Source organism: Psychrobacter sp. A3 (assembly GCF_028823565.1).
Classification (GTDB): Bacteria; Pseudomonadota; Gammaproteobacteria; order Pseudomonadales; family Moraxellaceae; genus Psychrobacter; species Psychrobacter celer.
In genome coordinates, this window is the sequence record NZ_JAPEHS010000016.1 from 1 (window position 1) to 14,213 (window position 14,213).

General features: G+C 43.3%; 8 protein-coding genes and 1 pseudogene. 2 read left to right on the forward strand and 7 right to left on the reverse strand.

The features are described 5' to 3' along the window. The coding region (locus NK638_RS04095) for a TPM domain-containing protein (protein ID WP_274632038.1) at window positions 1-1,034 on the reverse strand (1,034 nt) is incomplete at its 3' end. A gap of 156 nt (window positions 1,035-1,190) precedes the next feature. Beyond that, on the reverse strand, window positions 1,191-1,823 hold the full coding sequence (locus NK638_RS04100) for a LemA family protein (RefSeq protein ID WP_274632059.1): 633 nt from the start codon (window positions 1,821-1,823) through the stop codon (window positions 1,191-1,193). Between the two features lie 846 nt (window positions 1,824-2,669). Here NK638_RS04100 and NK638_RS04105 point away from each other — a divergent pair. Beyond that, window positions 2,670-4,229, forward strand: a complete 1,560-nt coding sequence (locus NK638_RS04105; protein WP_274632039.1) for an alanine/glycine:cation symporter family protein — start codon at window positions 2,670-2,672, stop codon at window positions 4,227-4,229. 352 nt (window positions 4,230-4,581) lie between these two features. Here the strand turns inward: NK638_RS04105 and NK638_RS04110 are convergent, their stop codons facing one another. Further along, the gene (locus NK638_RS04110) at window positions 4,582-5,214 is read right to left on the reverse strand and encodes a fasciclin domain-containing protein (protein ID WP_274632040.1); all 633 of its coding nucleotides are present in this window, start codon (window positions 5,212-5,214) and stop codon (window positions 4,582-4,584) included. A gap of 234 nt (window positions 5,215-5,448) precedes the next feature. Beyond that, window positions 5,449-6,003 carry a fasciclin domain-containing protein gene (locus tag NK638_RS04115; protein WP_274632041.1) on the reverse strand — a complete coding sequence of 185 codons (555 nt, stop codon included), beginning with the start codon at window positions 6,001-6,003 and terminating at the stop codon, window positions 5,449-5,451. 900 nt (window positions 6,004-6,903) lie between these two features. On the opposite strand from NK638_RS04115, the pseudogene metH reads away from it, so the two are divergent. Continuing rightward, window positions 6,904-10,619 (forward strand): annotated as a pseudogene (metH, locus tag NK638_RS04120) (methionine synthase). An 89-nt stretch (window positions 10,620-10,708) separates the two neighbouring features. Here metH and NK638_RS04125 read toward each other — a convergent pair. The 3 genes from NK638_RS04125 to NK638_RS04135 all read right to left on the reverse strand — a co-directional run bounded on the left by NK638_RS04125 (window position 10,709) and on the right by NK638_RS04135 (window position 14,211). Further along, window positions 10,709-12,880 carry a DEAD/DEAH box helicase gene (locus NK638_RS04125; RefSeq protein ID WP_274632042.1) on the reverse strand — a complete coding sequence of 724 codons (2,172 nt, stop codon included), beginning with the start codon at window positions 12,878-12,880 and terminating at the stop codon, window positions 10,709-10,711. 3 nt (window positions 12,881-12,883) lie between these two features. Beyond that, window positions 12,884-13,828: a HamA C-terminal domain-containing protein gene (locus NK638_RS04130; protein ID WP_274632043.1), complete on the reverse strand. Its 945-nt coding sequence runs from the start codon at window positions 13,826-13,828 to the stop codon at window positions 12,884-12,886. Between the two features lie 233 nt (window positions 13,829-14,061). Further along, entirely contained in the window at window positions 14,062-14,211 is a 150-nt protein-coding gene (locus NK638_RS04135) for a DUF2256 domain-containing protein (RefSeq protein ID WP_274632044.1), read from the reverse strand. Between the last annotated feature and the right edge of the window lie 2 nt (window positions 14,212-14,213).

The window sequence follows — 14,213 nt, forward strand, 5'->3', positions numbered from 1 at the left end:
CCGCCGCCGCGGCCACCACGGCCACCGCCTGAGCCACGTGAGATAAGGAACATCCACAAAAATATCGCCATAATGACGGTCATAAAAAACCCGCCACCCAGCGCCAGTGAGCCTGCAAAAAAGCCGCCAGCCGTCAGGATAGAGCCAAACACACGGCCAAATATGTTGGTGATAAAACCACCGAAAATCATCGCCATGATAAACAAAAAGATCGGCGATGGTACCTCGTCACCTCCCTGCTGCGCACTACGCTCTGCTGCTTGGGCATCGGCACGCGCCAGCACCTCAGGATCAGCGCTCAGGCGTGTCTTTAGCGCGTCTACCCCTGCCAATATACCAGCGCCATAATTGTTTTGTTTAAACAAAGGGGTGATGTCTTCTCGAATGATGCGATTGACCGCAGCATCAGGCAACACGCCCTCAAGCCCATAACCGGTCAAAATATACATATTGCGGTCATTGACCGCGACAACCATCAGCAAACCATCATCGATATCTTGGTCGCCCAGCTGCCATTTTTCTGCCACTTGTAACGCATAGTCAAATATCGGCAGCCCGTTGGTCGTCGGTACAATCACAACCGCCGCCTGCGCCAGACCTTGCTGATAGATGCTCTTAAGCTGCGCCTCTAAGCGCTGTTTTTCTTGCGGGTTTAAGATATTAGCTTGATCCACCACAGGCGAGTTTAGGATCAGTTTGTCAGCATCGACACTTTTGGCGCTTGATTGTATCGGCGCAGCAGTCGTTTGCGCTGCATTAGAATTAATAGTGTCATTGCTATCTTGATTGTCATTGCTAAGAATGGTTTCGTTGATCGCCTCATTCCCCAATACTGCCTCATTAATGGCTTCATTGGATTCGCCTGCTTTGGCAATTGCCACCAATTCTTCGACACTGCGGCTCTGCACGTTTGAGCCATTATCTACAGCGACCACACTATCAGCAGCGTCGTTGGGCGCGGCGTACAGCATCGGTGCACCGCCCAGACTCAGTGTAAATAGTAATACTGATAAGATTGCTTTTGAATGATTCATCTAATCTATACCACCTTAAGTGACCGCTGTACTTATTGTAAAATTATAAAACACTAAAATTTAGGCTCGTAAAATTCTGGGTCATAAACATCAGTGCCACAACCCCTAAAACAAATAAAGCGGTCAACACCGCTTTATTTTATGGCGACTTAGAAGCTACTCAGCACTTGAGTTTGCCGAGTCACCAAAATCGACGCTTGGCGCAGTCGAAATAGCCTCTTCGTCGGTCACGCTAAAGTTGGGCTTAGTGTCCATTCCAAATACTTTGGCAGTGATATTGGTCGGGAACTGACGCACGGTGGTGTTATAACCCTGCACTTCTTGGATATAACGGTTGCGCGCGACGGCGATACGGTTTTCTGTGCCTTCTAGCTGAGCTTGTAAATCTTGAAACAACGCATCTGACTTGAGCTCAGGATAGCGCTCAGACACTGCCATCAAACGCGACAGCGCCCCTGTCATCTGCTCTTGAGCGGCGGCGTAACGCTCCATCGCCTCTGGGTCGTTTAGCACCTCTGGCGTAACGGTAATGCTGCCGGCACGCGCGCGCGCTTCGGCCACTTGAGTAAACACCTCTTGCTCTTGCTCAGCATACTGCTGTACCACTTTGACTAAGTTTGGCACCAAATCTGCGCGGCGCTGATACTGGTTGACCACCTCTGACCACGATGCAGTCACCTGCTCGTCTTGCGCTTGCAAATTATTATAGCCACAGCCGCTGAGGCCGGCACTTGACGTCGCTAGTACCGCTGCTATCAGCATGGGTTTTACCATAGATTTACGTGTCATCATTTCTCTCCTAATTTCATTTTTTGCGCTAGCTGTTCACGTCTATTCCGTGTCTATTTTTATCATTATAGCTTATAAGATATGGTAGTAATAATGGCGCTATCGTACTGCTTTTACAATTCATCGTTACCAAAACACAACCGCGATGAACGCCTGTATCGTTTTTTAACAAAAAGCTTCTGCTAGGATAAACACAAACATAGGTCTACTCCCTTGCCACCCTAGAAAAAAGCAGCTTTCTTAAATATGAATATATACGCTTATATATAAAGAAAATTCTAGTAATTAATAGAAAAATATGGCAAATTGCAGTTACGTAGCCGTACGGTTTGAATACATTTGGTAGTGGACATATGGTTCGTTTAGTATTAGCAGCCCATCGATAGCTTGATGAAAACGTTGACAAACTGCGTAATACTTACTAAACAGATTTGTTTGTTATTGGTCCAATACCCTGTCATTGCACCGTGCTGCTCATAGCAAGTCCCGCTATCAGTTTGATGGCTATTTAATTATATAACCGCCTGTTTTGTTTGTGGGTCTACTTATAACGTATCTGAGCGCTTGGTCATTTATGCCATGCCTTATGCTCAGACAGCAATAAATCGTAGCCGTGACTGATGTGATACAGATAGCGGCGAGCAGTAGAATGATTTGCTGATCAGCCCTACGGACAAATACAGACAACTACAGTCCATTCTTGGTGGTGACACAACGTATGAGACTGCGCTAGCACAGGTAAGTCGATGCTGATAATTTAACTGCTTAACTTGAATAAGTAAGTTAACCAGTTAGTTTACGCCTAGCATACAGCGCCACTTTGAGACAGTACTAGGAATACATGATATGGAAGGTTTAGTCAGTTTAGCAAATGGAATTATTTGGAGCCCAGCGCTGGTATATTTATGCCTAGGCGCCGGGCTTTTTTATTCTATAATGACGCGCTTTGTGCAAGTGCGTTTATTTGGGGAGATGTTAAGACTATTGTTTAAAGGCAAACCAGACAATGATGGTATCTCATCATTTCAGGCACTTGCCGTCTCACTCGCAGGCCGCGTTGGTATGGGTAACATCGCTGGCGTGGCAGCCGCGATCGGCTTCGGTGGCCCAGGTGCGGTATTTTGGATGTGGATCGTGGCATTCTTAGGCGCATCTACCGCGTATGTCGAATCGACTTTGGGTCAAATCTATAAAGAGCGCGACGTCGTTACTGGCGAATATCGCGGTGGCCCTGCATATTACTTCGAACGTGCCCTTGGCCAAAAATGGTATGGTATCTTATTCGCCATAGCCTCTATCGTCGCTTGTGGTGTGTTCTTACCTGGCGTACAGGCCAACGGTGTCATCAACGCTGTCGCGCAGGTCGCAGGTGAAGGCTCGGCGATGACCCTAGCTGGCATAGAGACGGGTACCACGCGCCTGATCGCTCTTGCTATCATTTTGGTGGTTTTAGGCTTTATCATCTTTGGTGGTATCAAGCGTATCGCAACCTTTACTGAGTATGCGGTACCATTTATGGCGCTAGGCTACATTATCCTAGCTCTACTTATCATGTTCACCAATTTCAACATGATCCCGCAAGTATTTGGCACAATCATTGGTGATGCCTTTACTGCTCAAGCAGGCTTCGGTGCTGCCATTGGTTGGGGCGTAAAACGTGGTATTTACTCAAACGAAGCAGGTCAAGGTACAGGTCCTCACGCCGCCTCTGCCGCTGCGGTCGATCACCCAGCTCAGCAAGGTTTGGTACAAGCGTTTTCAGTCTATGTAGATACCTTGCTTGTTTGTTCTGCCACTGCTTTTATGATCTTATCAACTGGCATGTACAACATCCAAGGCGAGCTGGCTGAAGGGCAGTTTATCGTCCAAAACGTCGCCGCTGATGTTGAGATCAACTCTCCATCATTCACCCAAATGGCGATGGAGTCTGTCTACGGCAACTTTGGTGACACCTTTATTGCTGTCGCGGTATTCTTCTTTGCCTTCACCACTATCTTGGCGTACTACTATATCGCGGAAGTCAATATCTCATACCTGACCCGCTCAATGGGTAAAGGCGCGAGTAAGACAGGTCAATTTATTGTGAAGCTCGTTATCATGTTTATGGTAGCTTACGGCGCGCTCAACAGCTCAGGCTATATCTGGGGCCTCGGCGATGTTGGTGTGGGTCTTATGGCATGGCTCAACATCGTTGGTATCATCGTCATCTTCTTTGTGGCACGTCCTGCTATCGATATTTTGCGAGACTATGAAGCCCAGCTCAAAGCAGGAGGCGGTACTACTTCTAATAGGTTTACCTTTGATCCTAAGAAATTTGGTATCAAAAACGCCACTTATTGGGAAGAGCGTCATCTAAAAGGGCAACAAAGAGTGAATGCGGACCCATTACATAAAGAGCCTAAATAATCGCTCGATTGTATTGAGTCTTAACAATAAAAAACCCGAGACCAGTGTCTCGGGTTTTTTTAGCCGTTATTTGGCTGCATTATCTTTAGGGCATGTCCCTGATTCAAGCGTTTATAACTAAATGGGCTAAAAATGGCTAAATCTTTGGCAAACGGTGTCAAATAGCTGGCCAATATCTTGATATTACCTACGCTATTTTCCTTGTTTGCCTGCGATTTATCTCATTTTTATCACCATTTTTAAAATAGGGACACGCCCTAATACTTATCCATAAAAATGCTCTAGGCTAAAAGAGCTGACAGCTACTTAAAAAGCCGCCTTTAATACAATTAAAAATGACATAACGCTGCGATTACTTGGGCAATAAAACGGTATCAATCACATGTACGACCCCATTGGTCGCCATCATATCCGTGCCGACGATATTGGCCGTATTGCCATTTTCATCAGTGATAACATTGGCTTCACTGATAGAAATCGTCGCACCATTGGCGGTTTCGATGTCTGTACCATACGGGATATCAGCGGCTTTTACGACCGTTGGAACCACATGGTATGGCAGTACACTTTTGAGTGTTTCTTGATCCGCCAGTAGCTCCTCTTTTGTGATGCCCAGCTTGGTCAGCAACGCCCCAAATGCCTCATCTGTCGGTGCAAATACGGTGTACTTATCCTCAGCCATTAGCATAGAGTCGAGCCCAGCCGCTTGCAGCGCTGCGGTCAATACTGTCAGATTTTCATTGCTGGCAGCCATCTCTCCGATGGTTTGCGTCGCGGCCATCTCACCCATAGCGTCCATTTCGGCCATCGGCTCAGTATCAGCCATTGGCTCTGTCATCTCTACAGGCTCGCTCATGGTTTCTGTTGTCTCTGTAGTGGTGTCAGGCTCGACCACCGGCTCGGTCACAGTTTCAGTATCATTACAAGCAGCCAGTGATACTGCGGCGGTAATGACAGCGATAGATAATAGATTCCTTTTTAACATGATGCTTCCTTTATTTAACGGGTAGAATTTTGGTTGTTTGATTAATAGCAACTTTATAAATAGTAGCTTTATAAATCACAGTTTTATTAAAAGCAGTTTCAATAAAAACTGGATAAATATAAGCTGCATAATAGGATTGCGCGGAATGCGAAAGTCCAGACCACCACTGCGCTGATAACGTTTGTCGCGTATAAGCACAGCGTACATGGTCGTGACGGCTATCAATGTTTATGGTTATTTGGGCATCAACACACGATCCACCACATGTATCACCCCATTGCTCGCCGCAATATCGGTTTTGATGATATTGGTGGTACGACCCATTTCATCCATCAGCTGCCCTTTTGGCGTCACCATCAGCGTATCCTTACTCACGGTCATGACATTACCTGGTTTGACATCTTTGGCGTACATGGCCATATTGCCATTGATTACGTGATAGCCTAAGATTTTGGTCAGTAATGGCTTGTTGGCAAATAGCTGCTCTTTTGTCATGCCAGTTTCTTTTAATGCCTGCATAAAGGCGGCGTTGGTTGGCGCAAATACCGTATAGTGAGCATTGGGGTTAGATAAAGCACCGGCCAAATCTGCTGCTACGACCGCTTCTACCAATAACGAAAAATCAGAATTGCTTTGTGCGATTTGCACGACATTCATTTTTTTCATAGATTGGCTGTGCGTCGGTGCTTTCATTTGCGCGCTTTTGGTCGGCATCATGTTATTACAGGCACTAAGACCAGCGATTGAAACGGCCAATGTACCTATCGTAGCGATTTTAGAGAATTTCATATAAACATCCTTGATTATGAATTTTGTCAGATTGGTGATTTACTCATAAGGCCTGCTAATCTATAAGCCACTATCCTTTATTTATATTACCAAAGTCAGATACTTATATAGCAATGAATAAAAATGACGGTGTGCTGCACAATACCTATTGGATAACACAACACTCTACTTTGTTTATCCACTCTTTACGATATCTACTGATATGACAACTATTTGACAAACCGCATTTTGATAAACCACATTGTCAAAAGGCTTGTTAGTATTACTTATAAAATGCAAATCCTTATGTATCCAAATTAACATATGGCAATCATTCATCTATCCATATTTACGCTATTTTTTGTGCGATGGATGTAAGTTTTGTCAGTTTTTTGGGCAGGTTTTTAAGTTTCCATGGTTAAAATCAAAGCTTTATGTAATCTTTAAGCGAAATGATATTCATTTGTACCGCCTTATCAAATGGCCTAAACTGCTATCAGTTCAAACATCACCGCTCAGCTGATAAGTGTTATGAGGGCGTGATTTTTGTGCAGCGTTTGATCATTCATGCTTGAACGCTTTATTATCATATGACACAAAGGAATATCGGCCTGCCCGTGTGCGATAGATTTTTCATGCTAAAATAATGCGAATTTGCCTATTCTATTTTGTGGCAATAACCGGTAGTTATATACGCGTTATGTACTGACACCTTTTTGCCCTCTCCTTTTTTAAAATATTGACGAAATAAGCAGCGCTCCTATGACTCAACAGCCGACGACCCAACAGCCAACCTCTCAGGCTTCTTCGCAAACCGATCACTCAGCACCGTCAGCGGACGACGGCTTTGTCCTAACGCCACCTGCCGTCTTTCCTTATAAAGAGCAGCAGCTCACCGCGCGCGTGCGTATCACTGAGCAAATGCAGTCGCGTATTTTGATGCTTGATGGGGCGATGGGAACGCAGATTCAGACATATAAGCTCGAGGAAGCCGACTATCGCGGTGAGCGCTTTGCCGATATAGAGCAAGACGTGCGCGGCAATAATGATCTGCTCGTGCTCACGCAGCCGCAGATGATACGCGACATTCATCACGATCATCTCGCAGCAGGCGCTGATATTATCGAGACCAATAGCTTTAATGGTACGCGGCTATCGATGTCTGACTACGACATGGAATATCTCGTACCAGAGCTGAACAAGACCGCAGCGCAGATAGCACGGGCGGCAGCTGACGAATTTACCGCAAAAACCCCTAACAAGCCGCGCTTTGTCGCTGGGGTCATCGGCCCAACCTCACGTACCTGTTCGATCTCTCCCGATGTCAACGACCCTGCCTTTCGTAATATCACCTTTGATGAGTTGGTGCTCAATTACCGCGAGGCGACACTGGCACTGATCGAAGGCGGCGTCGATATTCTATTGATTGAGACCATCTTTGACACCCTAAACGCCAAAGCGGCGATATTTGCCATCACCGGCGTATTTGATGATATCGGCTTTGAGCTGCCGATTATGATCTCAGGCACCATCACCGATGCTTCAGGTCGCACGCTATCGGGGCAAACGGCGGAAGCGTTTTATAACTCTATCCGTCACGCCAAGCCTTTATCAGTTGGCTTTAACTGCGCACTCGGTGCTGATGCGCTGCGCCCGCATATTCAGACGCTCTCAAACATCGCCGATACTTATGTCTCAGCCCACCCTAATGCTGGCTTGCCAAACGAGTTTGGGGAGTACGATGAGACTGCCGAGCAAACCGCTGCCCTGCTAGAGGGCTTTGCCAAAGCGGGCATCCTAAATATCGTCGGCGGCTGCTGTGGTACGACGCCTGAGCATATCCGCCACATTGCAGACATGGTGGCGAACTATCCGCCGCGCGTGATACCAAAGATTGCCCCTGCTTGTCGTCTGTCTGGGCTTGAGCCGTTCAACATCACCGCCGACAGTCTGTTTGTCAACGTTGGTGAGCGTACCAACGTCACAGGCTCGAAGAAGTTTCTGCGCTTGATCAAAACCGAAGCTTATACCGAAGCGTTAGATGTCGCGCGCGATCAGGTCGAAGGCGGTGCGCAAATCGTCGATATCAACATGGACGAGGGTATGCTCGACTCCAAACAAGCGATGATTCATTTTGTCAATTTGGTCTCAGGTGAGCCAGATATCAGCCGTGTACCCTTGATGCTTGACTCGTCAAAATGGGACATTATCGAAGAAGGCCTCAAGCGCGCGCAAGGCAAATGCGTGGTCAACTCCATCTCCTTAAAAGAAGGCTATGACGAATTTGTCAAGCATGCCAAGCTGTGTATGCGCTACGGCGCGGCGATCATCGTCATGGCCTTTGATGAAGATGGGCAAGCGGATACTTATGAGCGCAAAATCCAGATCTGTCAGCGTAGCTATGACGTACTGGTAAATGAAGTTGGCTTCCCGTCTGAGGACATCATCTTTGACCCCAATATCTTTGCGGTCGCCACCGGTATCACCGAGCACAATAACTACGGCGCTGACTTTATTAATGCGACGAAATGGATCACAGACAACCTGCCCAATGCCATGGTATCAGGCGGCGTCTCCAACGTCTCATTTAGCTTCCGTGGCAACCCGATTCGTGAAGCGATTAACTCAGTATTCCTTTATCATGCGATCAAAAACGGCTTGACCATGGGTATCGTCAACCCGTCGATGCTAGAAGTCTATGACGACATCCCTGTCGAGGCGCGCGAGGCGATTGAGGATGTGATGCTCAATCGCAATCAAGGCGAGAGTGGACAAGATGCCACCGAACGCTTGATGACTATCGCTGAGAGCTATCAAGATGGCGGTAAGAAAAAAGACAGCACCGTCGATATGAGCTGGCGCGAGGGCACGGTAGAAGAGCGCATTGCTCATGCACTGGTCAAAGGTATCACCACCTTTATCGAAGCCGATACCAAAGAAGCATGGGAGAAATACCCCAAACCGCTCGACGTTATCGAAGGGCCTTTGATGGATGGCATGAATATCGTCGGTGATTTATTTGGCTCGGGTAAAATGTTTTTGCCGCAAGTGGTCAAATCGGCACGCGTCATGAAACAATCGGTCGCTTGGCTCAACCCCTATATCGAAGCAGAAAAAGTCGAGGGCGAAGTCAAAGGTAAAGTCCTTATGGCAACGGTCAAGGGCGACGTCCATGATATCGGTAAAAACATCGTCGGCGTGGTCCTCGGCTGTAACGGCTACGACATCCTTGATCTGGGCGTGATGGTGCCGTGCGAGACGATTCTCGATACCGCTATCAAAGAGAAAGTCGATATCATCGGCCTATCAGGACTAATTACCCCGAGCCTCGATGAGATGGTCTATGTCGCCAAGCAAATGCAAGAGCGCGGTATGAACCTGCCGCTGATGATTGGCGGCGCAACAACCTCCAAAGCCCATACCGCGGTCAAAGTCGAACCGCAATACCAAAATGATGCGGTCATCTACGTCTCGGACGCCTCGCGCTCGGTCGGCGTGGTGACCAAGCTGCTGTCGAAAGAGCACCGTCAAGGCCTCATCGATGAGACCCGCGAAGAGTATATCAAAGTGCGCGAGCGTCTCGCGAAGCGTCAACCCAAAGCGGCGAAGCTGACTTATGCTGAATCAGTTGAGGGTGGTTTTCAATATGATTGGGACAACTATACACCGCCTGTACCGAATCAGCTCGGTCAGGTGATATTGGACGACTACCCTATCGATAAGCTGCTCCCTTATATCGACTGGACGCCGTTCTTTATCTCCTGGGGGCTGGCGGGTAAATATCCAAAAATCCTGCAAGATGAGGTCGTTGGAGAAGCGGCGCGTGATCTGTTTGATAATGCGCAAAATCTGCTACAAAAAATGATCGATGAAAAGTTAGTCGTCGCTAAAGGCGTGTTTAAAATTGCTCCAGCCAAACGCACCGGCGCAGATACGATTAGCGTTTATGACAAATCGCCTACAGATGGCGGGCAGCCAACGCATGCCTTTGAGCATCTGCGCCAGCAGTCTGATAAAGCGAGCGGCAAGCCAAACTTTAGCCTCGCCGACTTTATATCGCCGTTAGAGGACTCTGACGATTATATCGGCGGCTTTACCGTCTCCATCGTCGGTACTGAAGCACTCGCTGAGAATTATAAAGCATCGGCGGCTTTACCGTCTCCATCGTCGGTACTGAAGCACTCGCTGAGAATTATAAAGCGGCTGGCGATGATTATAACGCCATTATGGTACAAGCACTATCTGACCGCTTAGCCGAAGCCTTTGCCGAGCATTTGCATGAGCGCATCCGTAAAGACTACTGGGGCTATCAGGCTAGTGAGGAACTTACCAACGATGAGCTGATCAAAGAAAAATACGTCGGCATCCGTCCAGCGCCAGGCTACCCTGCCTGTCCTGAGCATACCGAAAAAGGCAAATTGTTTGATTGGCTGGGTACAGTGGACGCTATCGGTACAAGACTGACGGAAAGCTTTGCAATGTGGCCAGCATCTTCGGTCAGTGGCTTTTATTACTCGCATCCTGATAGTGAGTACTTCAATGTCGGTAAAATCGGCCGAGATCAGTTAGAGGATTATGCCAAGCGTAAAGATTGGGATATAAAGACGGCTGAGAAGTGGTTAAATCCGAATTTGTAGGGTTTGATTAGCATTCACTAGAAAATGTTTGCTGCGAGATTGGTTACTTAGGTGATCAATCCCGCTTTTTCTTTTATTGTAGTTTAAGCTCAATTTATTTTAAGTTTTTTTCTTTCGTAATCAATAAATATAGGGTTTTCAAGTATTTCATTTCTCTTTATGATACTTAACACTGAGTCTGCATCCTTACTCTGAGATATTATCCCTTCAAGCTTTCTAATAGCTGAGCTTGGAACACCATATTCAGAGAGTATAGATAAATCCTCTCTGATAAAGTCACTTTCAATTAGGTTAGCAAAGTAACTATAATTGCCAGCTCTAAGTTTTTTTTCTTCACACACAAACTCTTGTAATGAATTCATTACTGATAACCACTTAGGAATTTTATATTGAAACCAGTGTTTTAGTATTTGAAAGCACTCCCTAATAGCTTCCTCGAGAGCATCTTTCTCACTCATTTCATTTTCTTCAACATTAAATTTAATTTGACTTTTGATTAATTCATTCAAATTTTTATTAATGCTATAGTTCCATGTAATATAAGTAAGCTTTTTAACAGTCATTGGTCTGAATGATTCAGTAGGTTTTAGTAAATACTTCTCTGCTAGAGTAAAAATATACTCCAGTTGCTCATATGTTGGAAAACCATCCCATGATACTAACGCATATTTACTCGAACTCACATCGTCCCTTAACTGCTCAATAATGTCTCTTTGTCCAAAAATATTCACACCATTACTTTGAATAACTCTTTTTTCCTCTTGAGTTAACATTCGAATAACTTTGTAATCATTACTTTGTTTATCTATTATTTCTACTTCTTCTAAATTTATTAAAACTTCAGGTGATATAGGATTTTGCTCATAAAATGGTATGTCAATAATGATCTTTTCATTAACTGGAACTGGGTTAAAGTTATATATAATACCTGTATAATGAACCATCAACCTCCCTGCACGCCCTTTAATATTAGAATAATCAAAATAATCAATGGGAATATTTCCTCCTTTTTTATTATCAAAGAATACTATATTTTTAGCACTAGTATTTACCCCTTCGATAATAGTAGTAGTACAGAATAAATAACTTAACAAACCTTCATTAAAATAATCAATGACTGAAGTAGTGATATGCTTTTGTAATCCACCATCATGAATTCCAACTCCATGCTTTAGTAAAGGAATTAAACTCCATTGTGGAGATATATTTTTTTCTATCCACTCAATAATATCTAAGTCATTATTTCTAACTTCAATATTTTTTTCTTGTAAATATATTAGAAAATCTCTTGAGAGCTTTCTTACTTTTGATGGTGATGAGCAATAAATTATAGTCTGCTGATCACTGTTTTCAAATAATAAATCGAAAAGCACTCTCTGTTTATATTCTTTAAATTTCCTAGGCTGATCAAATTTTTTCTTATGATCTGAATACACATCAATTGTCTTAACATCCACTAAAGATGTTTTAGTCTTATAAAAAATAGCATTATACTTATCTTCAAACCCATAAGATATGCCATCAATATTAGGTCCCAACAAATAAAACTTTGGTTTATATTCTTTTAAAATATAATATAAAGCATTATTTAAAGAATCTGCTCTTTCGTCATCTCGATTCGAACTTAACTTGTAAAACTCATCTACCACTATAAAATCAACATTATTAAATCCCCGATATTCATTAACTCTTTCAGCCGTAAAAAGAAAGATATTACCCTTTGTTACACTTACTTCTTGGGATGTTCTTACAATCAATTTATAATGCTCATCGTATTTTTGAAGCTTCCTCCTTGTCTCGTCTAGCAATGCTAAAGTAGGCTGAATTATTATGATATTTCTAAATATTTTTGAAGCAACAAACTCCTCTATCAAAAGGCTTTTGCCGAAACTTGTAGGAGCACTTACTATTACATTTTTATCAGAATTAATAAGAGATAGTAAGAATTTTTGATCTTCATGGAGATATTTATTAAGATTGTCTGAATGGTGGTATTTTTGTCTCATAATCGAAGCTGTTGAACTCAATTCAAAACTTTCTTTCTCTAAATAAGGATAAAAACCAATTGATTCCAATAAATCAGCTAAGACTTCATCAAGGCTAGCATCAAACTTTCCTCTATTATCAAGTATGTTCACTAATAATTTTTGAGCTTTTTCACTATTATCGTTGACTGCTTGCGCACATATTTTATACAACTCAAAAGTTTCATCAAAATTGAACACTTTTTTATTTTCTATTTCAGCTAAGTATCTATTCATTTTTTAACCCAACTCTTGCATGAGTGAAAGCTTGTGATGTAAGCCTTTAACTAATTCAATCTTATTTCTAACAGGAAATAGTATTAAAATAATATTTAAATTATTTTTTAACGGATGATCATTTTTTCCGTTAAAATAATTCTTAAGCTCTTCTATCTCAGACGTAAATTCACTTGAAAAATCTTCATCATTTTCATCATCATATCGACTGAATAAATCTGAATTGTAAGTACATAATAACGGTATGTTAATCTGATCAAGTTTGTCAGATAGTTTCGTTGAACCATCTAATAAATTCACCCAATGTTCTTTTTCTGGAATTTCAGGATAATCGAAAGCCTTTACTTTTTTTGAAATAAGCATAAACTCTGAGTCCATATAATCAGCAATAAAATGCTCTTTTATATCTTTGACAAGTTCTCTTAGTCCAGCCTTAGCATCCATATATATTTTTGACTCTCCTAGCCATAGAGTACGTGTTTCAGGCTCAATATGAACTGCATCAAACCCGTGGACAGCATGACCTAGTGAATCTTTGAAGAAGATTTTCGATAGGAGAGGAGTAGTATTATGGAAGTCTCTTAATAATAAATGAAGTATAAGCTCGCCAAACTCTCCTCTTCTTAAGTATTTTTCCTTAAGCTCGTCATCGATAGACCCATTATTATCTAAATAAATATCCTTAACCTTCTGAAAAACATCAATATTATATATGAGCTTAGCAGACTCTGAAACTTTAGAGATTAAGTCAGTATTATCTGTATTAGCACCAGTATGAAAGCCAAAGGCAAACTCAGGAATAACGTTGGTAAGTTTCCTAATTAACTCCTCAACACGATAGTATTTATCACCATTATCATTAATATCGAAACCAACTAAAAAGGCACTCAAATTAGAATCATTAATTTTATGAACTATAACTTTTTCAGAATCAAATGGTGTGGACATACAAAAACTCCCTATTTTGCTAAACAATAAAATGATGTAATTATTAAGAATCATACTAGCTAAAGGGGTAAACTATTAATTCATTAGCAGTAGATACTTAAGTATCAGGTTTAGCTTTACTGGTAGCAGTGCTACTTGCACAGTTTTAAGACAACTATGCAAATTAAACGAAGATCCAAGCTTTAGCTAACGCTTTGTATAGATAAGTAGATACGCGCGTAAAGCGAAGTTAGCTACAACTTGAACTTACCCTTCCCCCGCCGACACCGCTCAGAACAATACACCACCTGCTCCCAATCTTTCTCCCACTTCTTGCGCCAGGTAAAAGGCCGTTGGCAGACGGGGCAGGTTTTTTGTGGTAGGTTTTGTTTTTTATGTGCCATGA

Excerpts from the sequence above, each read along its gene's own strand:
- NK638_RS04100 (WP_274632059.1), bottom strand. The coding sequence starts at position 1,823 with ATGACACGTAAATCTATGGTAAAACCCATGCTGATAGCAGCGGTACTA.
- NK638_RS04105 (WP_274632039.1), top strand. The coding sequence starts at position 2,670 with ATGGAAGGTTTAGTCAGTTTAGCAAATGGAATTATTTGGAGCCCAGCG.
- NK638_RS04110 (WP_274632040.1), bottom strand. The coding sequence starts at position 5,214 with ATGTTAAAAAGGAATCTATTATCTATCGCTGTCATTACCGCCGCAGTA.
- NK638_RS04115 (WP_274632041.1), bottom strand. The coding sequence starts at position 6,003 with ATGAAATTCTCTAAAATCGCTACGATAGGTACATTGGCCGTTTCAATC.
- NK638_RS04125 (WP_274632042.1), bottom strand. The coding sequence starts at position 12,880 with ATGAATAGATACTTAGCTGAAATAGAAAATAAAAAAGTGTTCAATTTT.
- NK638_RS04130 (WP_274632043.1), bottom strand. The coding sequence starts at position 13,828 with ATGTCCACACCATTTGATTCTGAAAAAGTTATAGTTCATAAAATTAAT.
- NK638_RS04135 (WP_274632044.1), bottom strand. The coding sequence starts at position 14,211 with ATGGCACATAAAAAACAAAACCTACCACAAAAAACCTGCCCCGTCTGC.